The 24,404-nt window shown below is 74.7% G+C and carries 2 protein-coding genes; both read right to left on the reverse strand.

Annotation, left to right across the window (positions count from 1 at the left end):
- Window positions 1-6: 6 nt before the first annotated feature.
- The gene (locus tag ACFUK0_RS02400) at window positions 7-222 is read right to left on the reverse strand and encodes an MbtH family protein (protein ID WP_380246132.1); all 216 of its coding nucleotides are present in this window, start codon (window positions 220-222) and stop codon (window positions 7-9) included.
- Window positions 223-225: 3 nt separating this feature from the next.
- Window positions 226-24,360, reverse strand: a complete 24,135-nt coding sequence (locus ACFUK0_RS02405; RefSeq protein WP_380246133.1) for a non-ribosomal peptide synthase/polyketide synthase — start codon at window positions 24,358-24,360, stop codon at window positions 226-228.
- Window positions 24,361-24,404: the final 44 nt, after the last annotated feature.

Consider the following 24,404-nt stretch of genomic DNA (forward strand, 5'->3'; position numbering starts at 1 on the left):
GCCCTGTTACCGCTGGGCGTTCATGGCGTCGGCGAGGCTCTTGGGCCGCATGTCGGTCCAGGACCGCTCGACGTACTCCAGGCAGGCGGCGTGGGTGTCGGGGCCGTGGGCGGTGGTCCAGCCGTCGGGGACATCGGCGAAGTGCGGCCACAGCGAGTGCTGGTTCTCGTCGTTGACGAGCACGAGGAAGGTGCCGTCCTGGTCGTCGAAGGGGTTGGTCATGGGTCAGTCCTCCTGGTGGGAAAGGGTGGTGTCACCGGTGTCATGGGTGTCTCCGGTGTCACAGGTGGCACCGGTGTCTCCGGTGGCCTCGGCGAGCCTGGCGGCCAGGATCGGTCCGATCTGGGCCAGTGAGCCGGCCTGGGTCATCCGGTCGTGCCGGGTGGTGATCTCGTGCGATTCGATCCGGCCGGTGACGTAGGGGCGCCAGGTCTCCGGCCCGGCGTTGTCCTCGGTCCGGTCGATCGTGGAGTTGAAGAGCAGCAGGTCTCCGTCGAAGCCGCCGGGGACGAAGTCCACCGCCAGCTGCGCGTTGTTGATCATGATCTCGACGATCACCTCGACCTGTCGCTCGTTCAGGCCGGCCAGCGCGCTGCCCCGCCGGTTCAGCACCTCGGCGACGTCGGCGTAGGTGATCTCCTGGTCGCCCAGTTCGTCCGGGTCGACGTCGAGCACACCGACGAGCACGTCCCGCACGGTGGGCACCGGAGCGACCTCGAACTTCACGTCCTTCACCGGGTAGGCGTCGAGGATCGCCAGCAGTGCGGTCCGCTCGCCGCGCGACTGCAGCTCGCAGGCCAGCGCGTGGGCGATCAGGCCGCCGGCGGACCAGCCGAGCAGCAGGTACGGGCCCTCCGGCTGGATCTTCTGGATCTGGTCGGCGTAGTCGGCCGCCATCTCCTCGTAGGACGTCGGGAGGGGTTCGGGCCGGCCGAGGCCGCGCGCCTGGATCGCGTAGACCGGGTGATCGGGAGCAACGTGGTTCAGCAGCCCGCTGTACGACCAGCTGATGCCGCCGCCGGGGTGGACGCAGAACAGCGGTGTGCTGGTCCCGGTCGAGCGCAGCGGCAGGACCACGTCCAGCGCGTCGGCGGGGTTGTCCATGACCAGCCGCTCGGTGAGACCGGCCACGGTCGGCGCCTCGAACAGCATGCGCAGGCCCAGCTCCAGACCGAGGGTCTCGCGGACGCGGGACGCCAGCCGGGCGGCCAGCAGCGAGTGCCCGCCGAGGTCGAAGAAGTTGTCGTCGATGCTCACCAGCTCCCGGCCGAGGACCTCGGCGAAGAGGCCGCACAGCAGCTGCTCCTGCGGCGTCCGGGGGCCGCGCCCGGCCTCCGACGCCCCGTACTCGGGGGCGGGCAGGGCGGCCCGGTCGAGCTTGCCGTTGGCGGTCAGCGGCAGCGCGTCCACGGTGACGAACGCCGCCGGCACCATGTAGTCGGGCAGGTCGCGGCGCAGCCGGCCGGCCAGCTCGCCCGCCTCGGGCAGGCCCTCGGGGGTGGGCACCAGGTAGGCGACCAGCCGCTTGTCGCCCGGCCGGTCCTCGCGGGCGACCACCGCCGCCTGGGCGACGCCCGGGCAGCCCGCCAGGACAGCCTCGATCTCGCCGGGCTCGATCCGCAGGCCGCGCAGCTTGACCTGGTGGTCGGCGCGTCCGGCGAACTCCAGCGTGCCGCCCTCCCCGCCCCCGGCCATGGCACTCCCGGACGGACGCCACCAGGCCAGGTCACCGGTGCGGTACATCCGGCTCCCGGGCGGCCCGTAGGGGTCGGCGGTGAAGCGCTCCGCCGTCAGGCCGGGCCGGCCGAGGTAGCCCCGGGCCACGCCCACCCCGGCGAGGTACAGCTCGCCGACCAGGCCGGTCGGTACCGGCCGCAGGTGCTCGTCGAGCACGTAGGTGCGCATGTTCGCCATCGGGCCGCCGATCGGCACGGTCGCGGCGTGTTCGGGGAGGGTACGCACCGGATGGCAGGTGGCCAGGGTGGTTGCCTCGGTGGGCCCGTAGCCGTTGACCACCTCGATGCCGGGGCAGGCCGCCAGCACCCGGGCGGCGGCGGCCGGGGAGACCACGTCGCCGCCGGTCCACACCTCGCGCACCCCGGCGAGCAGGCCCGGGCGCTCCTCGGCGACCAGGCGGAACAGGCCGGCCGTCAGCCAGAGCGCGGTCACCCCGTGCGCGGCGATGGTGTGCTGGAGCAGGTCGAGGTCGAGCTGCTCGGGCGGTGCGACGACGATCCGGCCGCCGTTCAGCAGCGGCACCCACAGCTCGTAGGTCGAGAGGTCGAACGCCGTCGGGGAGTGCATCAGGACCCGCTCGTGTCCGCCGCCGCGGAATTCGGGGGTCAGTGCGTGGCCCACCACGTCCTGGTGGGTGACGGCCACGCCCTTCGGCCGGCCGGTCGAGCCGGAGGTGTACATGATGTACGCCAACTGTCCTGGTTCGCAGCGGACTTCGAGGCCGGACCGGTCAGGCTCCACCTGTTCCAGGGCGGTCATCACCTCCCGGGTGAGCACCAAAGCGGCCCCGCTCTCCCGCAGGATCAGGTCGATCCGGGAGGAGGGGAAGCGCGAGTCCAGGGGCACGTAGGCGCCGCCGGCCCTGACGATCGCCAGGATCGCCACGACCAGCTCCGCCGAGCGCTCCAGCAGCACCGCGACCGGTGTCTCCGGCCGTACGCCCTCGCGGACCAGTGCCCGTGCGAGCCGGTCGGACCGCCGGTCGAGCTCCCGGTAGGTCAGCTCGGCGGCGCCCGCCACGACGGCCACCGCGTCCGGGGTGGCCCGCACCTGGCGGGCGAACAACTCCGGCACGGCGGCGCGGGGAAGCTCGGCCGCCGTGTCGTTGAACCCGTACAGCAGGCGCTGGCGTTCGGCGTCGGACATGATGTCGATCCGGCTGATCGGCCGGTCCGGGTCGGCGACCGCCGCCCGCAGCAGCCGCGCCCAGCGGTCGAACAGCAGCTCCACGGTGGCCGGGTCGAAGAGGTCGGTGGCGAACTCCACCGCGCCGACCAGGCCGTCGGGGCTGGGGGCACCGCCGGCTCCGGGGCGGCCGTCCGGGCGGAACTGCTCGGCCAGGCTGAAGGTCAGGTCGACCCGGGACGTCCCGGTCGGTGCCGCCAGGTGGCCGGTCTCCAGCCCGGGCAGCCCGAACTCGCCCAGTGGCGCGTTCTGCAGCGCCAGCATGATCTGGAACAGCGGGTGGTGGGCCAGCGACCGCGCCGGGTTGACCACCTCGACCAGGTACTCGAACGGCACGTCCTGGTGGTCGTACGCGGTGAGCGCCTTCTGCCGGACCCTGCCGAGCAGGTCGGCGAAGCCGGGGTCGCCGCTCGTGTCGGTGCGCAGCACCAGGGTGTTCACGAAGAAGCCGACGAGCTCGTCCAGTGCCTGGTCGGTGCGCCCGGCGATCGGGCTGCCGATCGGGATGTCCGTACCGGCGCCGAGCCGGGTGAGCAGGGCGGCGAGGCCGGCCTGGAGCACCATGAACATGCTGGCGCCGCGCGCTGCGGCCAAGTCCCGCAGGTCCTGGTGCAGTTCGGCGTCCAGCCGGACCACCACCCGGCCGCCCCGCTGGGAGGCCACCGGCGGCCGAGGTCGGTCGGCGGGCAGCTGCAGCTGCTGCGGCACGCCGGTCAGCTCTCCCTTCCAGTAGGCCAGTTGCCGGGCGAACAGGCTGGCCGGGTCGGCCGCGTCGCCGAGCAGGTCGCGCTGCCACCGGGAGTAGTCGGCGTACTGCACCGGCAGCGGGGACCACTGCGGCTCCCCGCCCCGGCAGCGGGCCCCGTAGGCCGCGGCCAGGTCGCCGGCGAGCGGGCCCATGGACCAGCCGTCGGCGGCGATGTGGTGCACCACGACCAGCAGCGCGTGCCGGTCGGGGGCGAGCGCGTAGAGCTCCGCCCGGACCGGTGGCTCCGCCGCCAGGTCGAAGCCGCGCTGCGCCGTCTGTGCCAGCCGCTCGGCCAGTGCGCTCTCGTCGAGCTCGATCACCGGCAGGGCGGGCTGCGCGGCCGAGGCGTCCAGCACGACCTGGTACGGCACGCCGTCCGTCTCGCGGAAGACCGTCCGCAGGCTCTCGTGCCGGGCGATCACGTCCGCGAGCGCGGCGTGCAGGGCCAGGCGGTCCAGCTCGCCGGTCAGGCCCAGCGCGAGCGGCATGTTGTAGGTGGCGCTCGGCCCGTCCATCCGGTGCAGGAACCACAGGCGGCGCTGGGCGAAGGAGAGCGGCACCCGGTCGGGACGGGGCTGGGCGGTGAGCGCGGGCCGGGCCGTTCCGGAGCCGTCCAGGCGGGCCGCCAGGGCTGCCACGGTCGGGGTCTCGAACAGCGTCCGGACCTCCAGCTCGGCGCCGAGGGTGGCCCGGACCCGGGAGGCCAGCCGGGTCGCCAGCAGGGAGTGACCGCCCAGGTCGAAGAAGCTGTCCTCGACCCCGACCTGTGCCAGCCCGAGCACCTCGGCGAACAGCTCGGCGAGCAGCTGTTCCTGCGGGGTGCGCGGCGCCCGTCCGGCCGCGCCGGAGCCGAGGTCGGGGGCGGGCAGCGCGCGGCGGTCGAGCTTGCCGCTGGCCGTCAGCGGGAGCGCCTCCAGCGCCACGAACGCCGACGGGATCAGGTAGTCGGGGAGCCGTCCGCGCAGCCAGTCGCGGAGTTCACCGATGAGGGCGCCGGTGCCCCGGCTGCCGGTCGGACGGTTGGTCAGCATGGACAGCGCGGGCAGCACCCTGTCGGTGGCACCGGCGGGCCGGTACGGCTCGACAAGGGACCCCTGCCGGGCCTGCGGGTCCGCGAGGACGACGTCCAGGGTGTCGGCCGCGGTGGCCGACCAGGTGACACCCACCCAGCGGTCGAACTCCAGCCCGAGGGCGTGGAAGTCCTCCGGGTCGGGGAGGCCTGCCTCCTCCGGGCCGTGCAGCCGCTCCAGCAGCTCGGCGAGCGAGGCGTCCCCGGTCTGCAGGGCACGGGCCAGGGCGGCTTCCCGCGCCACCCGGCGGTTCGGCACCCCGGTGATCCGCAGCACCCCCTCGGGCGACTGCGCGAGCAGCTCGCGCAGCTCCGCCGCCGCGGCGACCTGCCGCCCCCACACCAGCTCGACGGACGGGCCCGGGGCCGCCGGGGCCACCGGCGGCCTGTGCAGCGTCACGTCGTAGCGGTAGCGGCTCAGTTCGTTGTGGTGCCGCCCGCGCTTGACCTCGACCACGACCGCACCGACCTCCGTGCACCGCTCCCGCAGGACGGTGAAGAAGTCCGGGTCGACCAGGAGTTCCTTCTCCACCCGCACGGACTGCTCGACCGCCCGGCGCACGGCCGCGAGGTCGGCGCCGTCGCCGGTCCGGTGCAGCTGGACGGCGGTGGCCAGCGGGCGCAGCAGGCGCAGGTTGCGGACGTCGCCGACGAAGAGCGCACCGCCGGGGGCGAGCAGCCCCATCAGCTTCTCGACCACGTCGGCGAGGTAGTCGGCGGACGGGAAGTACTGCACCACCGAGTTGATCACGATGGTGTCGAACTGCCCGGCCGGCAGTCCCTCGGTGTCGTGTGCCGGGCGGGTCTGCAGCACGACGCGGTCGGCCAGCTGCTCCTCCTCGGCGACCTGGGCGGCCAGGGCGTCGATGGCGGTGGCGGAGAAGTCGGTCGCCCAGTACGACTCGCAGTGCGGTGCGACCCGCGAGAGCAGCAGACCGGTGCCGACGCCCACCTCCAGCACCCGGCGCGGGCGCAGGGCCAGGATCCGGGCCACGGTGGCGTCGCGCCACTCCCGCATCTGCTCGACGGGGATCGGGCTGGTGTCGTAACTGCTGTTCCAGCCGACGAAGTTCTGGCCGAAGGCGGCTTCCTCGGGGGTGATGGGCAGGGCGTCGTAGATGTCCTGCCACTCGCCCACGTGGTCCGCTTCCAGGCCGTCGTCCCGACCGGTGGCCTGGTGCGGGACGACGTAGCCGATCAGCCGGTCGTCCTGGGCGAGGACGGCGGCCCGGGCGACGGCGGGGTGCTCGGCCAGGGCGGCCTCGACCTCGCCGGGCTCGACCCGGAAGCCGCGCACCTTCGCCTGGTCGTCGGCGCGGCCGACGTACTCCAGCTGGCCGTCGGCACGGAATCGGACCACGTCACCGGTGCGGTACATCCGCCCTCCCTGCCCGCCGTCGGGCTGGGGGCACCTCCCAGCCGCCAGGCTGGGGGCGAGGGGCCCGGCACCGGCCGGGCCGAACGGGCAGGCGACGAACCGTCCGGCCGTGAGCCCCGGCCGGTTCAGGTAGCCGCGGGCCAGGCCGGCCCCGGCGACGTACAGCTCTCCCGGCACGCCCGGCGGCACCGGCCGCAGGTGCTCGTCCAGGACGTACACCCGGGCATTGGCGATCGGGCGGCCGATGGAGGGCACACCGGATCCCGCCGGCAGCGGGTCGCTCATGGTCGCGCACACGGTGGTCTCGGTCGGGCCGTACGCGTTGATCATCCGACGCCCGGGGGCCCAGCGCTCCACCAGCTCCGGCGGGCACGCCTCACCGGCCACCACCAGCGTCGACACGGTCACCGAGCCCACCGGCACGGCGGCGAGGACGGACGGGGGCACGGTCACGTGCGTGACCGCGAGGCCCGGGTCGGTCAGCGCGGCGACCGGGTCGGCCGCCGGGGGCAGCACCAGGGTCGCGCCGCACAGCAGGGCGGTGCAGATCTCCGACACCGAGGCGTCGAAGCTGGGCGAGGCGAACTGGAGCACCCGGCTGTCGGCGTCGATCGCGAACCGCTCGATCTGCCCGGCGACCAGGCTCGCCACACCACTGTGGGCGACCACGACGCCCTTGGGGCGGCCCGTCGAGCCCGAGGTGTAGATCACGTAGGCCGGGTGCCGGACGTCCAGCGCGACCTGCGGATCGGTGTCCGGCCAGTCCCCCTCGACCACCGCCGCCGCGTCGTCGACCATCAGCGCCGGACGGGCGTCCGCCAGCATGAAGTCGATCCGCGACTGCGGGTACGCCGGATCCACCGGCAGGTACGCAGCCCCGGCCTTCAGCACGCCGAGGACGGCCACCACCGACTCCACCGACCGCGGCAGCGCCACCGCCACCAACTGCTCGGGGCCCACCCCCCGGGCGATCAGCGCATGCGCGAACCGGTTCGCCCGTTCATTCAGCTGACGATACGTCAGCTCTTCACCGTCGCGGACGAGGGCGACCGCCTCCGGGGTCGCCGCCACCTGGGCGGCGAAGGCCTGCGGCACCGGCACCGCGCCCACTTCGCGGGCGGTCGCGTTGCCCAGTTCCAGCAGGCGGTGCCGCTCGTCGGCGTCGAGCAGGTCGATCCCGCCGATCGGCTGCTCCGGGTCGGCGGTGACGGCCTCCAGCAGCAGCGTCCAGCGGCGGACGAGGGCCTCCACCGTCGAACGGTCGAACAGGTCGGTGGCGTACTCGACCGCGCCGACGATGCCGGCCGGGCTCCCGTCCGCACCGAACTGCTCGACCAGGCTCGCACCGAGGTCGAACTTGGCGGTTCCGGTGGCCACCGCGTAGGTGGCCACGTCCAGGCCGGGCAGCGAGAAGCGGCCCATCGGCGCGTTCTGCACGGCCAGGATGGTCTGGAACAGCGGGTGGTGCGACAGCGACCGGGACGGGTTCAGCGACTCCACCAGGTGCTCGAACGGCACGTCCTGGTGCGCGTACGCCGACAGCGCCGTCTCCCGCACCCGACCCAGCAGCTCCGCGAAACCCGGGTCACCGCTGGTGTCCGTCCGCAGCACCAGCGTGTTCACGAAGAACCCGACCTGGTCGTCGAGTGCCTCGTCGGTACGTCCCGCGATCGGACTCCCGATCGGGATGTCCGTCCCGGCGCCCAAGCGGGTGTACAACGCCGCCAGGGCCGCCTGCAGCACCATGAACAGACTGGTACCGGTGCTCCGCGCCAACTCGGTCAGTGCGGTGTGCAGTCCGGGGCTCAGTTCCAGGCCGACATGCCCCCCGCGCCAGCCGGTGACGGCCGGCCGCGGCCGGTCGGCGGGCAGCCGGAGCAGCTCCGGCAGGTCGGCCAACTGCCGCTTCCAGTAGGCGAGCTGCTCGGCGAACCGGCTCTGCGGGTCGGCGACGTCGCCGAGCAGGTCGCGCTGCCAGAGGGTGTAGTCGACGTACTGGACCGGCAGGTCCGGCCAGGCCGGCGGGTGGCCCTCGCTCCGGGCGGCGTACGCCTCGGCGAGGTCCCGTGCCAGCGGGCCGGTGGACCAGCCGTCGCCGGCGATGTGGTGCATGACCAGCAGGAGCACGTGCTCGCCCGGCGCGACGGCGAACAGCCGGGCCCGCAGCGGGGGTTCCGCCGCCAGGTCGAACGGCAGGCGGGCGAACTCGGCGAGCCGCTCGTGCAGTTCGGCCTGCGAAACCTCGGTCAGCGGAGCCCGGGGCCGGACCTCGGCCGGGTCCAGGACGCGCTGGCACGGGACACCGCCGACCTCCGGGAACACCGTCCGCAGGCTCTCGTGCCGGGCCACCACGTCGGCCAGCGCCTCCTCCAGCGACACCTGGTCGAGCGCGCCGGTCAGTTGCAGCGCCAGCGGGATGTGGTAGGTGGCGGCGCTGCCGTCCATCCGGTGCAGGAACCACAGGCGGCGCTGGGCGAAGGAGAGCGGTACCGTCTCCGGCCGCTCCTGCGTGGTCAGCGCCGGGCGGGCGTGGCCGGCCCCGGCCAACGCCTCGGCCAGCCCCGCGACGGTGGGCGCCTGGAAGAGCGCGCGCAGCCCGAGCTCCACGCCGAGCACCGAGCGCACCCGCGCGGCCAGCCGGGTGGCGAGCAGGGAGTGTCCGCCCAGGTCGAAGAAGTCCTCGTCGACCCCGACCCGTGGCAGGCCCAGCACCTCGGCGAACAGCTCGCACAGGATCTGCTCCTGCGGCGTGCGCGGCGCCCGGCCTGCCTCGGCCGAGCCGAGGTCGGGGGCGGGCAGCGCCGAGCGGTCCAGCTTGCCGTTGGGGGTCAGCGGCAGCACGCCGAGCACCACGAAGACCGTCGGCACCAGGTAGTCGGGCAGTCGGTCGCGCAGGTGGGCCGCCAGCTCCCCCGGCGTGAGCGGCCTGCCGGAACGGGCCGCCACATAGCCGACCAGCCGGTCGTCCCGCGCCACGACGGCGGCCTGGGCCACGGCGGGGTGCTCGGCCAACGCGGCCTCGACCTCAGCGAGTTCGACGCGGTACCCGCGCACCTTCACCTGGTCGTCGGCGCGGCCGACGTACTCCAGCTCTCCGTCGGCCCGCCGGCGGACCAGGTCACCGGTGCGGTACATCCTGGCGCCCGGAGGGCCGAACGGGGAGGCCGTGAACCGCCCGGCCGTCAGGCCCGGCCGGTCCAGGTAGCCGCGGGCCAGACCGGGGCCGGCGACGTACAACTCCCCCGCCACACCCGGCGGCACGATGCGGAGCCGCTCGTCGAGCACGTACGCCCGGAAGCCGGCGACCGGTCGCCCGATCGGCGGCACACCGGCCCCCGGGGACAGCGGGTCGCTCATGGTCGCGCACACGGTGGTCTCGGTCGGGCCGTACGCGTTGATCATCCGACGCCCGGGCGCCCAGCGCTCCACCAGCTCCGGCGGGCACGCCTCACCCGCCACCACGAGGGTGGTGACCGTGACGTCGGCGGTGTCCAGGGCGGCCAGGGCCGAGGGCGGCAGCGTCACATGGGTGAGGTCGAGCCGGTGGTCCGTCAGGGCCTCCAGCGGGGCCCCGGCCGGGGCCAGGACGAGGGCGGCGCCGGTGAGCAGGGCGCTGCAGAGGTCCCAGAAGGACGCGTCGAAGCTGGGCGAGGCGAACTGCAGCACCCGGCTGCCGGGCGCCACGCCGAGCCGCTCGACCTGCGCGGCCACCAGAGCGGACACGCCGGTGTGGCTCACCACGACGCCCTTGGGGCGGCCCGTCGAGCCCGAGGTGTAGATCACGTAGGCCGGGTGCCGGACGTCCAGCGCGACCTGCGGATCGGTGTCCGGCCAGTCCCCCTCGACCACCGTCGCCGGATCGTCAACCATCAGCGCCGGACGGGCGTCCGCCAGCATGAAGTCGATCCGCGACTGCGGGTACGCCGGATCCACCGGCAGGTACGCAGCCCCGGCCTTCAGCACGCCGAGGACGGCCACCACCGACTCCACCGACCGCGGCAGCGCCACCGCCACCAACTGCTCGGGGCCCACCCCCCGGGCGATCAGCGCATGCGCGAACCGGTTCGCCCGTTCATTCAGCTGACGATACGTCAGCTCCTCACTGTCGCGGACCAGCGCGACCGCGTCCGGCGTCGCCGCCACCCGCGCCGCGAACAGCTCCGGCAGGCTCGCCCCGGCCGCCCCGGCCTCGACGGCGGGCAGCAGCTCGCGGCGCTCCTCGGCGGACAGCAGGTCGATCCCGCCGATCGGCCGGTCGGGCGCGGCGGCGACCGCGGCCAGCAGCCTGGTCCAGCGGGCGGTCAGGGCCTCGATCGTCGGACGGTCGAACAAATCGGTGCTGTACTCGACCGCACCGCTGAGCCCGGCCGGCGCGCCGTCGGGCCCGTGCTCCTCCGCGAACCCGAAGGTCAGGTCGAGCCTGGCCGTCCCGGTGAGCACGCTCACCCCGGAGACCTGGAGACCCGGCAGCTCGAAGTCCCCACCCGGCGCGTTCTGCACGACCAACCCGGTCTGGTACAGCGGGTGGTGGGACAGCGAACGGGACGGGTTCAGCGCCTCCACCAGGTGCTCGAACGGCACGTCCTGGTGCGCGTACGCCGACAGCGCCGTCTCCCGCACCCGACCCAGCAGCTCGGTGAAGCTCGGATCACCACTCGTGTCCGTCCGCAGCACCAGCGTGTTGATGAAGAACCCGACCAGGTCGTCCAGTGCCTCGTCGGTTCGCCCCGCGATCGGGCTCCCGATCGCGATGTCCGTCCCCGCGCCCAGCCGGGTGTAGAGCGCGGCGAGCGCGGCCTGCAGCACCATGAACAGGGTCGCACCCGAGCGGCGCGCCAACTCCACGAGGGCGGAGTGCAGTTCGGCGTCGATCCGGAGTTCCAGCAGGTTGCCGCCGTACGACATGGTGGCCGGGCGCGGCCGGTCGGCGGGCAGCTGCAGCTGCTCGGGCAGCCCCGCCAGCGCCTGCTTCCAGTAGGCGACCTGGCACGCGAACACGCTGTCGGCATCGTGCTCGTCGCCCAGGATCTCGTGCTGCCACACGGTGTAGTCGCCGTAGGTCACCGGCAGCGGCGGCCAGGCCGGCACCCCGCCGCCCCGCCGGGCGGTGTAGGCGGTGGCCAGGTCACGGGCCAGCGGGCCCATGGACCAGCCGTCCCCGACGATGTGGTGCATCACCAGGAGCAGCACGTGCTCGTCCGGTGCGAGCGCGAACAGCTCGGCCCGCAGCGGTACTTCCGACGTCAGGTCGAAGCCGCGCACTGCCACCTCGCGCAGCAGGGCGGGCACCTCCGCCGCGCCGGCCGCGCGTACGGTCAGCGGGACGGCCACCTCGGCGCTGTCCCGGACCCGCTGGTACGGGACTCCGCCGGTGTGCGGGAAGACCGTGCGCAGGGTCTCGTGCCGGGCCACCACGTCCGCGAGGGCGGCCCCCAGCGCGGCCCGGTCGAGGTCGCCGGACAGTCGTAGGGCCAGCGGCATGTGGTAGGTGGCGCTCGGCGCCCCGAACTGCTGGAGGAACCAGAGCCGGCGCTGGGCGAACGACAGCGGCATCGGTTCGCGGCGGGGCCGGGGCACCAGGGCCTGCCGGGCGGCGCCGGCGTCGTGCAGCCCGGCCGCCAGTCCGGCGGGTGTCGGGGTGCGGAACAGGCCGCGCAGCTCCAGCTCGACCCCGAGGGTCGCCCGGACCCGCGAGACCAGCCGGGTGGCGAGCAGGGAGTGCCCGCCCAGCGCGAAGAAGTCCTCGTCGACCCCGGCCTGCGGCAGGCCCAGCACCTCGGCGAACAGCTCGCACAGGATCTGCTCCTGCGGCGTGCGCGGCGCCCGGCCACCGGCGGTCGTGCCCGGCTCCGGCGCGGGCAGCGCCGCCCGGTCCAGCTTCCCGTTCGGCGTCAGCGGCAGTGCGTCCAGCAGCACGAAGGCGGACGGCACCAGGTAGTCCGGCACCCGGTCGCGCAGGTACGCCGCCAGCGCCGCCGCGGTCGCCTCGCTCCCGGCCAGGGGGACGACGTACGCGACGATCCGGTCCTCGCGGGCGAGTACGGCCACCTGGGCGACGCCCGGGTGCGCGGTCAGCTCGGCCTCGATCTCGCCCGGCTCGACCCGGAACCCGCGGACCTTCACCTGGTGGTCGACCCGGCCGGCGAACTCCAGCTCCCGGTCGGCCCGCCAGCGGACCAGGTCGCCGGTGCGGTACATCCGGGTACCCGAAGGGCCGAACGGGTCGGCCACGAAGCGTCCGGCGCTGAGCCCGGGCCGGTTCAGGTAGCCGCGAGCCAGGCCCGTTCCGGCCAGGTAGAGCTCGCCCAGCACGCCGGGGGCGACCGGTCGCAGGGCCGAATCCAGCACGTACACCCGGCAGTTGTCGACCGGCCGGCCGATCGGTACCGGCAGCGGGCAGTCGGCCGGGTCGGCCGGCAGCGGGTAGGCGGTGATCACGTGGGTCTCGGCGGGCCCGTAGTGGTTGTGCAGCACCCGGCCCGGCCGGCGTGCCCCGAAGCGGCGCACGGCACCGCCGAGGCGCATCGCCTCGCCGGCCTGGGCGACCAGCCGCAGGGCCGGCAGCTCCAGCCCGGCCTCCTCGGCGGCCCCGGCCAGGGCCTCGACCACCAGGTTGGGGGCGAACAGCTCCTCCACCCGGTGCCGGTCCAGCCAGTGCGCGAACAGCTCGGCGCTGCGGCGCTGCTCCTCCGTCGGCACGACCAGGGTCTTGCCGTACAGCAGCGCGGAGAGCGTCTCCTGCACCGAGACGTCGAAGCTGATCGCGGTGAACTGCGCGGTGCGCGTGCCGGGTTCGCCGCCGACGGCCTCGTGGTGCCAGGCCAGCAGGTTCAGCAGCCCTGCGGCGGGCATCACCACGGCCTTGGGCCGGCCGGTGGAGCCGGAGGTGTAGATCACGTAGGCCGGGTGCCGCGCGTCCACGGCGACGGCCGGGTCGGTCTCCGGCAGGTCCCCGTCCGGTGCGACGGCCGCGAGGTCGTCGAGCACCACGGCCGGGCGCGCGTCCTCCAGCATGTAGGCGATGCGGGCGGCCGGGTAGTCCGGGTCGACCGGCAGGTACGCCGCGCCGGTCTTGAGCACCGCGAGGACGGCGACCGCCAGTTCGGCGGAGCGCGGCAGCCGCAGAGCGACGACCTGCTCCGGCCCGGCCCCGCGCGCGATCAGCGCGTGGGCCAGGCGGTTGGCCCGGCGGTTCAGCTCGCGGTAGGTCAGCACGGTGTCCTCGAACAGCACCGCCGGGGCCTCGGGGGTCGCCCGGACCTGCGCCTCGAACAGCGCCGGCAGGCTCGTGCCGCCGGCCGGGCGGGCGGTGTCGTTGCGGGCGACCAGCAGCTCGTGCCGCTCCTCGGCGGTGAGGACGTCGATCCGGCTCAGCGGCCGGTCCGGCTCGGCGACCACCGCCGCCAGCAGCCGCAGCCACCGGTCGACCAGCGCCTCCACCGTGGCGGGGTCGAACAGGTCGGTGCTGTACTCGACCCGCCCGACGATGCCCTCGGCCGGCCCGCCGGTGCCGCCGCGCTCCAGCAGGTGGATGCCGAGGTCGAACATCGCCGTCGGCGTCCGCACCAGGACGATCTCGCCGGCCAGACCGGTCAGCGCGAACTCGGTGCGGGGCACGTTCTGCAACGCGAGCAGCACCTGGAAGAGCGGCTGCCGGGCGAGCGACCGGGACGGGTTGAGGGCCTCGACGACGTGCTCGAACGGCAGGTCCTGGTGGGCGTACGCGCCGAGCGCGCCCTCCCGGACCCGGACCAGCAGCTCGGTGAAGGACGGGTCGCCGGCGGTGTCCGTGCGGAGCACCAGGGTGTTGACGAAGAACCCGACGAGGTCGTCCAGCGCCTGGTCGGTCCGGCCGGCGATCAGGCTGCCGACCGGGATGTCGGTGCCCGCGCCGAGCTTGTCCAGCAGTGACGCCAGGGCGGCCTGCAGCACCATGTAGACGCTCGCGCCGTGCTCCCGGCCCAGCCGGACCAGCCCGGCGTGCAACTCGGCGTCCATTTCGATCGCGAGGTGGCCGCCGGCGTGGGAGGGGGTCGCGGGCCGGTGGCGGTCGGCGGGGAGCGGGATCTGCTCCGGCAGGTCCGCCAGCGTCCGGGTCCAGTAGTCCACCTGACGGGCGAACAGGCTGTCCCGGTCGGCGGCGTCGCCGAGCAGCCGGTCCTGCCACAGGGTGTAGTCGGCGTACTGCACCGGCAGCGGCGCCCAGTGCGGCTCCTCACCCCGGCAGCGGGCCGCGTACGCGGTGGCCAGGTCGGCGGCCAGCGGGCCCAGCGACCAGCCGTCGCCGGCGATGTGGTGCATCACCAGCAGCAGCACGTGCTCGTCCGCCCGGAGCTCGAACACCTCGGCGCGCAGCGGCGGTTCGACGGCGAGGTCGAATCCGCGCACCGCTGCCGCCGTCAGCAGGTCCGGCAGGGCCGGCTCGTCGGCCGGGGTGGGCGACAGCCTCGGGCGCGCCTCTCCGGCGGCCAGCACCTGCTGGTGGGGCACGCCGTCCGTGGCCGGGAAGACCGTGCGCAGGGTCTCGTGCCGGTCGACGACGTCGCCCAGCGCCGCCTCCAGGGCCGCCAGGTCCAGCGGTCCCGAGAGCCGCCACGCGAGCGGCATGTTGTAGACGGAGTCGGCGCCCTCCAGCTGGCGCAGGAACCACAGCCGCCGCTGGGCGGAGGACAGCGGCACCCCGACCCCCACGGGCCGCTCCGCCCGCTCCAGGGCGAGCCGGGCCCGGTCCGCGCCGCCCAGTGCGGCGGCCAGCCCGGCCACGGTCGGGCTGCGGAACAGGGTGTGCAGCGGCAGCTCCACGCCCAGGGTCGCGCGGATCCGGGCCACCAGCCGGGTGGCCAGCAGGGAGTGCCCGCCGAGGTCGAAGAAGTCGTCGTCGGCGCCGACCCCGGTGAGGCCCAGCACCTCGGCGAACAGCCCGGCGAGCACGTGTTCCTCGGGAGTGTGCGGTGCCCGGCCGGTCCCCGTCACGGTGGACTCGGGCTCGGGCAGGGCGCGCCGGTCCAGCTTGCCGCTGGCGTTCAGCGGCAGGGCGTCGAGGGAGACGAACGCGGCCGGCACCATGTAGTCCGGCAGCCGCTCGCGCAGGTGCGCCCGCAGGTCCTCCGGCCGGAGCTCCGCACCGGTGGCGGGCACCAGGTAGGCGACCAGACGGGAGTCCCGGTCCCGGTCCTGCCGGACGATCACGGCGGCCCGGGCGACCTGCGGGTGTTCCGCCAGTACCGCCTCGATCTCACCGAGTTCGATCCGGAAGCCGCGGATCTTGACCTGGTCGTCGGTACGGCCGAGGAACTCCAGGTTCCCCTCCGGGTTCCAGCGCACCAGGTCGCCGGTGCGGTACATCCTGGAGCCGGCCGTACCGAACGGGTCCGCCACGAACCGCCCGGCGGTCAGACCCGGCCGGTTCAGATAGCCGCGTGCCAGCCCGACGCCGGCGATGTACAGCTCACCCGGCACACCGGCCGGCAGCGGCCGCAGGGCGCCGTCGAGCACGTGCAGCCGGACACCGTCGAGCGGTCGGCCGATCACCGGGTGCGGGCTGGACCCCAGCGACGCGACGACCGAGTCCACCGTGCACTCGGCCGGCCCGTAGTAGTTGAGGGAGAACACCTCGTCGGCCGCCCGCAGCTGCTCCCACAGTCGTTCCGGAACGGGCTCCCCGCCCAGACCGACCATCGAAGGGCGCCAGCGCGGGTGCTCCAACAGGCCGTGCTCGACGAGGACCTGCAAGTAGGACGGGGTGCCGCCGACAGTGTGCAGCCCGACCCGCGCGGCGTACGCGAGGTAGGCGTCCGGGTCGGTCCAGGTCGCCTCGTCCAGGACGTGCAGCTCGTGGCCCGCGTACAGGGCGAACAGCTGGTCGCAGGAGGCGTCGAACGACACGGACGTGGTCAGCCCCACCCGCATCCGCTCCCCCGTGCGGAACATCAGCGGCCGCTGGTTGGCGAACAGGTTGGCCAGTCCGCCGTGCGTCGCCACCACGCCCTTGGGCTTGCCGGTGGAGCCGGAGGTGTAGATGACGTAGGCGGGGTGGCCCGGATCGACGGCCACGGCGGGGTCCGTCACGGGGCATGCCGCCACCAGGGCAGCCGTCTCCGGGTCGTCGGTCACCAGCCGGCCGGCGGGGCCGTCCGGCAGTCGGCCCCGGGTACGGGCGTCGGTCACCACCAGGACCGGCCGGGCGTCGTCCAGCATGTACCCGATCCGGGCGGCCGGGTACTCCGGGTCGACCGGGACGTACGCCGCGCCGGTCTTCAGCACCGCGAGGATCGCGACCACCAGTCCGGCCGACCTCGGCAGGGCCACCGCCACCAGCCGCTCCGGCCCCGCGCCCCGCGCGATCAGCGCGTGGGCCAGCCGGTTCGCCCGCGCGTCCAGCTCGGCGTACGTCAGTGACGCCTCCGGCCCCACCAGGGCGACGGCGTCCGGGGTCGCAGCCACCTGGGCCCGGAACAGCTCGGGCAGCGCGGCGGTGAAGGGCCGGGCCGCCGGCCCGGTGCCCAGCGCCGTCAGCTCGGCGTGCTCCTCGGCGGTGAGCAGGCCGAGCCGGCTGAGCCGCCGCCGCGGGTCGGCGGTCACGGCGCGGAGCAGCCGCTCCCACCGGCCGATCATCGTCTCGACGGTGGCCGGGTCGTAGAGGTCGCTGGTGTACTCGACGAAAACGTCGATCCCCGCCGGGGTGGGGGCACCTCCCGGGCCGCCAGGCCCGGGCGGACCGTCCTGCGCGTGCCGTTCCGCCACGGTGAAGATCAGGTCGAGCTTGGCGGTGGTCGACGCCGACGGCACGTCCTCGACGCGCAGGCCGGGCAGCGTGAAGTCGGCCAGGGGTGCGTTCTGCAGCACCAGCATGACCTGGAACAGCGGGTGGTGCGACAGCGACCGGGACGGGTTCAGGACCTCGACCAGGTACTCGAACGGCAGGTCCTGGTTGGCGTACCCGGCCAGCGCGGTGTCCCGGACCCGGCCCAGCAGCTCGGCGAAGGTCGGATCGCCCGAGGTGTCGGTGCGGAACACCAGGGTGTTGACGAAGTAGCCGACCAGGTCGTCCTGCGCCTGGTCGGTCCGGCCGGCGACCGGGCTGCCGACGGGGATGTCGTCGCCCGCGCCGAGCTTGCTCAGCAGCGCCGCCAACCCGGCCTGCAGCACCATGAACAGACTGGTCCCGTGCGCGCGGGCCAGCTCGCGCAGACCGCGGTGCAGCTCGGCGTCCAGCCCGGCACGCACGGAACCGCCCCGGTGCGAGGCGACCGCCGGGCGGGGCCGGTCGGCGGGCAGCTGGATCCGCTCCGGCAGACCGGCCAGCGCCCGCGTCCAGTGGTCCGCCTGGCCGGCGAACAGGCTGCCCGAGTCGGTGGAGTCGCCGAGCAGTTCGTGCTGCCACAGGGTGTGGTCGGCGTACTGGACGGGCAGTGGCGCCCACTGCGGCTCACTGCCTCGGCAGCGCGCCGCGTAGGCGGCGGTCAGGTCCCGCGTGAGCGGGCCCAGCGACCAGCCGTCACCGGCGATGTGGTGCAGCACCACCTGGAGCACGTGCTCGTCCGGGGCCGGCTCGAACAGCTCGACCCGCAGCGGCAGATCGACGGCCAGGTCGAACGGGCGGTCCTTCGCCCTCGCCATGTCGCCGGGCAGCCCGTCCTCGGTGGTGCGGCTCACCAGCAGCCGGGGGCGGCCCGCCACGGCGTCCAGCACCTGCTGGTGCGGCACGCCGTCCACCGCAGGGAAGACGGTGCGCAGGCTCTCGTGCCGGGCCACCACGTCCGCCAGGGCGGCTTCCAGGGCCGGCCGGTCCAGGTATCCGGACAGCCGCCAGGCCAGCGAGATGTGGTAGTTCGCGCTGGCGCCCTCCAGCTGGTGCAGGAACCAGAGCCGCCGCTGCGCGAACGACAGCGGGATCGTCCCGGGGCGCTCGCGCCGTACCAGGGCCGGCTGCGCCGGACCGGCCGCCACCAGGGCGGCGGCCAGGCCGGCCGGCGTCGGCGCCTCGAACAGGGTGCGCAGCGGCATCTCCACGCCGAGCGTCGCGCGGATCCGGGCGGCCAGGCGGGTGGCGAGCAGGGAGTGCCCGCCCAGGTCGAAGAAGCCGTCCTCGACGCCGGCCGACGCGACGCCCAGGACCTCGGCGAACAGCTCGCAGAGGATCTGCTCCTGCGGGGTGCGCGGTGCGCGGCCGGTGGCCGCCGGGGCGAGGTCGGGAGCGGGCAGGGCGCGGTGGTCCAGCTTGCCGTTGGCGGTCAGCGGCAGCGCGTCCAGGGTGACGAACGCCGACGGCACCATGTGCTCCGGCAGCCGCTCGCGCAGGTGCGCGCGCAGATCGGCCGGGCGCGGTGCGGCGCCCGTGGCCGGCACCAGGTACGCGACCAGCCGGGTGTCGTCGGCCCGGTCCTGCCGGGCCAGGACGGCGACCTGGGCGGCGCCGGGGTGCGCGGCGAGCGCCGCCTCGATCTCGCCGAGCTCGATCCGGAAGCCGCGCACCTTCACCTGCTGGTCGGCCCGGCCGACGTAGCGCAGATCACCTCCGGCGTCCCGGCGCACGACGTCGCCGCTGCGGTACATCCGCGATCCGGCCGGTCCGAACGGGTCCGCCACGAACCGCCCGGCGGTCAGGCCGGGTCGGTTCAGGTAGCCGCGTGCCAGGCCGGGGCCGGCGACGTACAGCTCGCCGGGCACGCCCGGGGCCACCGGTCGCAGGCCGGCGTCGAGCACGTACGTCCGCAGGTCCGGGAGGGCCGTGCCGACCTGGCCGGCGGCGGCGGTGGAGCGGTCGAGCGCCGCGTACGTGACGTGCACGGTGGTCTCGGTGATGCCGTACATGTTGACCAGGCGCGGCGCGTCCTCGGGGTGCCGCTGGTACCAGGGGGCCAGCCGGGCGTGTTCCAGCGCCTCGCCGCCGAACACCACCGTGCGCAGGGCGAGTTCGAGCGGGTGCTCGGCGTCCGCCTGCATCAGCTGGTAGAAGGCGGACGGCGTCTGGTTGAGCACCGTCACCCGCTCGCGGGCGAGGAGTTCCAGGAACCGGTGGGGCGAGCGGCTGGTCTCGTGGTCCACGACGACCAGCCGGCCGCCGTGCAGCAGCGGGCCCCACAGCTCCCACACCGAGAAGTCGAAGGCGTAGGAGTGGAAGAGGGTCCAGACGTCCCCGGCGGAGAAGCCGAACTGGGCCCGGGTGGTGTCGAACAGGCGCACCACGTTGTGGTGCGGGACCACCACGCCCTTGGGGTTGCCGGTCGACCCGGAGGTGTGGATGACGTAGGCCGCGTGGCCGGGGTCGACCGCGACCCCCGGGTCGGTGTCCGGCTGTCCGTCCAGGTCGGCGGTGTCCAGCAGCAGCCGCTCCAGCCTTTCTGCTCCCGGCAGTTCGCCGGTCCGGCCCGTCGTCACGAGCAGCGACGGCCGGGTGTCCTGGAGCAGGTAGGCGATCCGGGCGGCCGGGTACTGCGGGTCCACCGGCACGTACGCGGCGCCGGCCTTCAGCACCGCGAGGACGGCCACGACCAGCTCGGCCGAGCGCGGCAGGGCCAGTGCCACCAGCTGCTCCGGGCCGACGCCCCGGGCGATCAGGGCGTGCGCGAGCCGGTTGGCGCGGGCGTTCAACTCGCCGTACGTCAGGGTGACTTCGCCGTCCGTGAGGGCGGCTGCGGCCGGGTCGGCCCGGACCTGCCGCTCGAACAGCGCGGTCAGGCCGCTCTCCGGCTGCTCCTCGCCCCGGTCGGTGCCGGCCGGGAGCAGTGCGCGGATCTCGTCGGCGGACAGCACGTCCACCCGGCCGATCCGCCGGCCGGGGTCGGCGGCGACGGCCCGCAGCAGCCGCAGCCACCGGTCGACGATCCCCGCCACGGTGGCCTCGTCGAACAGGTCGGTGCTGTACTCCACCAGGCCCGACAGCCCGTCCCCGTCGGGCTGTTCGGCCAGGACGAAGGTCAGGTCGCACTTGGCCGTCCCGGTGGGGACGAGGTCGGTGGCCACCCGCAGCCGCGGCAGGTCGAGGCTGCCGAGCGGCGCGTTCTGCAGGGCGAGCATGGTCTGGAACAGGGGGTGGTGCGCCAGTGTGCGGGTCGGGTTCAGTGCCTCCACCAGGTGCTCGAACGGCACGTCCTGGTGCCCGTACGCGGAGAGCGCGTCGCCGCGCACCCGGCCCAGCAGCTCGGTGAACGACGGGTCGCCGGACAGGTCGGTGCGCAGCACCAGGGTGTTGACGAAGAAGCCGACCAGGTCGTCCAGGGCCTCGTCGGTGCGGCCGGCGATCGGCGTGCCGATCGGGACGTCGCTGCCCGCGCCGAGCTTGCCCAGCAGGGCGGCCAGTCCGGCCTGGAGCACCATGAAGAGGCTGGCGCCGCCGTCCCGGGCGAGCGCGCGCAGGCCCTGGTGCAGGTCGGCGTCGATCCGCATCGGCAGCTGGGCGCCCCGGTAGGACATCGCGGCCGGCCGGGGCCGGTCGAACGGCAGCTCGATCTGCTCGGGCAGGTCCGCCAGCTTCTCCCGCCAGTAGGCGAGTTGGCCGCTCACGAGGCTGCCCGGGTCCGCGCCGTCGCCGAGCAGCTCCTGCTGCCAGAGGGCGTAGTCGGCGTACTGGACCGGCAGCGGATCCCACTGCGGCTTGCCGCCGCCGGCGCGGGCCGCGTAGGCGGTCGTCAGATCCCGCAGGAGCGGCCCCGCCGACCAGCCGTCACCGGCGATGTGGTGCAGCACCAGCAGCAGCACGTGCTCCTCGGTGCCGAGCCGGAACAGCTCGGCGCGCAGCGGCGGCTCGTCGGAGAGTTCGAAGCCGTACCGTGCCGCCTCCGCCAGCAGGCCTGGCAGGTCGCGCTCGCCGGCCTCGGTCACCCGCAGCCGGGGCCGGGCCGCGTCGGGGTCGAGCACCCGCTGGCACGGCACGCCGTCGACCACCGGGAAGACGGTGCGCAGGCTCTCGTGCCGTTCGGCCACGTCCGCCAGGGCGGCTTCCAGCGCCCGTTCGTCCAGCTCGCCGGACAGCCGCAGGGTCAGCGGGATGTTGTAGGTGGCGCTCGGGCCGTCCATCCGGTGCAGGAACCAGAGCCGGCGTTGTGCGAAGGACAGCGGGACGGTCCCGGGCCGCTCGCGCCGCCCCAGCGGCGGGCGCGCCCGGCCCGCGACGTCCACCGCCGACGCCAGTCCGGCCACCGTCGGCGCGTCGAACAGGTCGCGCAGCCGCAGCTCCACCCCCAGCACCGACCGGGCCCGGGCGACCAGCCGGGTGGCCAGCAGGGAGTGCCCGCCCAGGTCGAAGAAGCTGTCGTCCGCGCCGACCTCCGGCACGCCGAGTACGTCGGCGAACAGGCCGGTGAGCAGGTGCTCGGTCGCGGTGCGGGGGGTGCGTCCCGGTGCGGTGTGCTGCCGTTCGGGGGCCGGCAGGGCGCGCCGGTCGAGCTTGCCGTTCGGGGTCAGCGGCATGGCGTCGAGCAGCACGAAGGCGGACGGCACCATGTGCGCGGGCAGCCGGCCCTGCAGGTGTTCGCGCAGGGCGGCGCCGGCCACCGTGGCACCGGGTGCGGCTACGGCGTAGGCGACCAGCCGGGGCTCCCCCTCGGTGCGCAGCACGACGGCGGCCCGGGCGATCTGCGGGTGCTCGGCGAGGACGGCCTCGATCTCGCCGGGCTCCACCCGGAAGCCGCGGATCTTGACCTGGTCGTCGGTGCGGCCGAGGAACTCCAGGTTGCCCTCCGGGTTCCAGCGTGCCAGGTCGCCGGTGCGGTACATCCTGGACCCGGCCGCGCCGGACGGGTCCGCCACGAACCGCCCGGCGGTCAGCCCCGACCGGTTCAGGTAGCCGCGGGCGAGGGACGGGCCGGCGATGTACAGCTCACCCGGCACACCGGCCGGCAGCGGCCGCAGGGCGCCGTCGAGCACGTACAGCCGGGCGTTGGTGGCGGGCCGGCCGATGACCGGGCGCGTGCTCGAACCCACGGACGCGATCACGGGGTTGACGGTGCACTCGGACGGTCCGTAGAGGTTGAGGCAGGACACCCCGTCGGCCGCCCGCAGGTCCGCCCACAGCTGCTCGGGGACAGCCTCGCCGCCTGCCGCGACCAGCGCCGGGCGCCGGCCGCGGTGGCCCAGCAGCCCGTGGGCGACGAGGACCTGAAGGTAGGACGGGGTCGCTTCGACGTAGTCCAGCCGGCAGCGCGCCGCGTAGTCGACGAAGGCCGCGGGGTCGGTCCAGGTCGCGTGGTCCAGGACGTGCAGCTCGTGGCCCGCGAACAGGGCGAGCAGCTGGTTCCAGGAGGCGTCGAAGGACACCGAGGTGGTGAGGGCCACCCGGAGCCGCTGCCGGTCCCCGAGCACTGCCCGGAAGTGCACCTGGCGGAGGTCGGTGAGCAGGTTGAGCAGGCCGCCGTGGGTCGGCGCCACGCCCTTGGGCCGACCGGTGGAGCCGGAGGTGTAGATGACGTAGGCCGGGTGCCCCGGATCGACGGCCACCGCCGGGTCGTCCGCCGGGCAGCCCGCCAGCAGGGCGGCCGTCTCCGGGGTGTCGAGCACCAGCCGGTCGGCGCGGCCGCCGGCGGGCAGGCGGTCCCCGCTGAGGGAGTCGGTGACCACCAGGGCCGGACGGGCGTCGTCGAGCAGGTGGGCGGTCCGGGCGGCCGGGTACTCGGGGTCGACCGGGACGTACGCCGCTCCGGTCTTCAGTACCGCCAGGATGGCCACGACGAGCTCGGCGGACCTCGGCAGGGCCACCGCCACCAGCCGCTCCGGCCCCGCGCCGCGGGCGATCAGGGCGTGGGCCAGCCGGTTGGCCCGCGCGTCCAGTTCGGCGTACGTCAGCGAGACGTCCCCGCAGACCAGCGCGAGGAGGTCCGGAGTCGCCCGCACGTGCTCCCGGAACAGCTCCGGCAGGCTCGTGGCCGGTGCCGCCGCCACCGGCCCGTTGCCGAGGGCCGCCAGCTCGCGGTGCTCCCCGGCCGTGAGCAGGTCGATCCGGCCCACCGCCTCGTCCGGGTCGCAGTGCGCCACCGCGTCGAGGAGGGCGAGCAGCCGCTGCTGGTGGCCGGCGAGGTCGTCGTCGCCGTACGCCTGCGGCGCGCCGTGGAGCCGGAGGAGCGGGGGGTTGCCGTCGCGGTAGTCGAAGACCCAGACGGCGAGGTCGGTGGTCGACCCGGACACGAAGTGGTGCACGGAGGCGGGGTGCCCGGCGAAGTCCGGCCTGGAGTTGAAGGCCATGATGTTGACGATCAGCGGGAACGCCGTGCCGATGCTGCCGGGCGCGCCGAGGTCCCGCAGCAGGTCCTCACTGCGGTAGCGCTCGTGCGCGACGGCCGCGTCGACCTCCTGCGCCACCTGGGTCAGGAGCTCGCTCCACCGCATGTCCGGCCGCACGGTCAGCCGCAACGGCACCACGTTGGACACCGTGCCGGGCACCGACATCAGGTCGCGGTCGGCGCCCCGACGGGCGGTGACGGGCATGGCGAGCACCACGTCCTGGGTGCCGCTCAGCCGGTGGGCGTAGAGCGCGGTCGCCGCGATCACCACCCGGGACCACCGGACACCGGCCCGTTCCGCCGCCGCGCGCAGCGCCTCGGGGCTCCGCAGCTCCAGCTCCTCGGCCAGGCGCAGGGCGCGGTGCGGGTCGGTCGCGGAGCCGTCGCTGATCCGGGTCGGGGCGGGCAGGCCGGCCAGGCGCTCGGTCCAGTGGGCGCGGTCGGCGGTGAAGGCCGCCGACTCGCGGTAGGCGGTGTCGCTGTCGACCAGGTCCCGCAGGGAACCGAAGGGGGACGGCGGAATCGCCCTGTCCTCGGCCAGTGCCGAGTACACGTCGCCGACCCGCTGCCTGACCAGGGAGCTGCTGATCGCGTCCAGCACCACGTGGTGGTAGTTCAGGTACCAGAGGAACCCGGTCGGCGACAGCCGGATCAGCGCGTGACCGAACAGCGGGTCGCGTGCGAGGTCCAGCGGGCGCAGCAGGTCCCGCTCCATCCACTCCATGGCCGCCGCACGGGGTTCGCTCTCCGCGCTGAGGTCCAGGTGCGCCGGCGCCCAGTCCCAGGTGCTGCGGAGGATCTGGCGCGGCCCTTCGCCGTCGTCCACGAACGTCACGTGCAGGGCGTCGACCTCGTCGACCACCCGGCGCAGCGCGGTCTCGAACAGCTCCGGGTCCACCGGCCCGTGGATCTCCAGGCACTCACCGACGCGATAGCCCGGGATCGCCGTGCGGGAGCGCTGCTCGGCGAACCAGATCTCGCGCTGGGCGGCCGTCAGGGGAAGGACGTCGCCGTCGCGACGGGACATGGGGGTACCTCCAGAAGTGTGGGCGGGCGTGGTTCGCCGGGCGC

The sequence above is a fragment of the Kitasatospora sp. NPDC057223 genome (genome assembly GCF_042669755.1).
Classification (GTDB): domain Bacteria; phylum Actinomycetota; class Actinomycetes; order Streptomycetales; family Streptomycetaceae; genus Kitasatospora.

Coding starts and splice junctions, on each gene's coding strand:
- ACFUK0_RS02405 (WP_380246133.1), bottom strand. CDS start 24,360: ATGTCCCGTCGCGACGGCGACGTCCTTCCCCTGACGGCCGCCCAGCGC.
- ACFUK0_RS02400 (WP_380246132.1), bottom strand. CDS start 222: ATGACCAACCCCTTCGACGACCAGGACGGCACCTTCCTCGTGCTCGTC.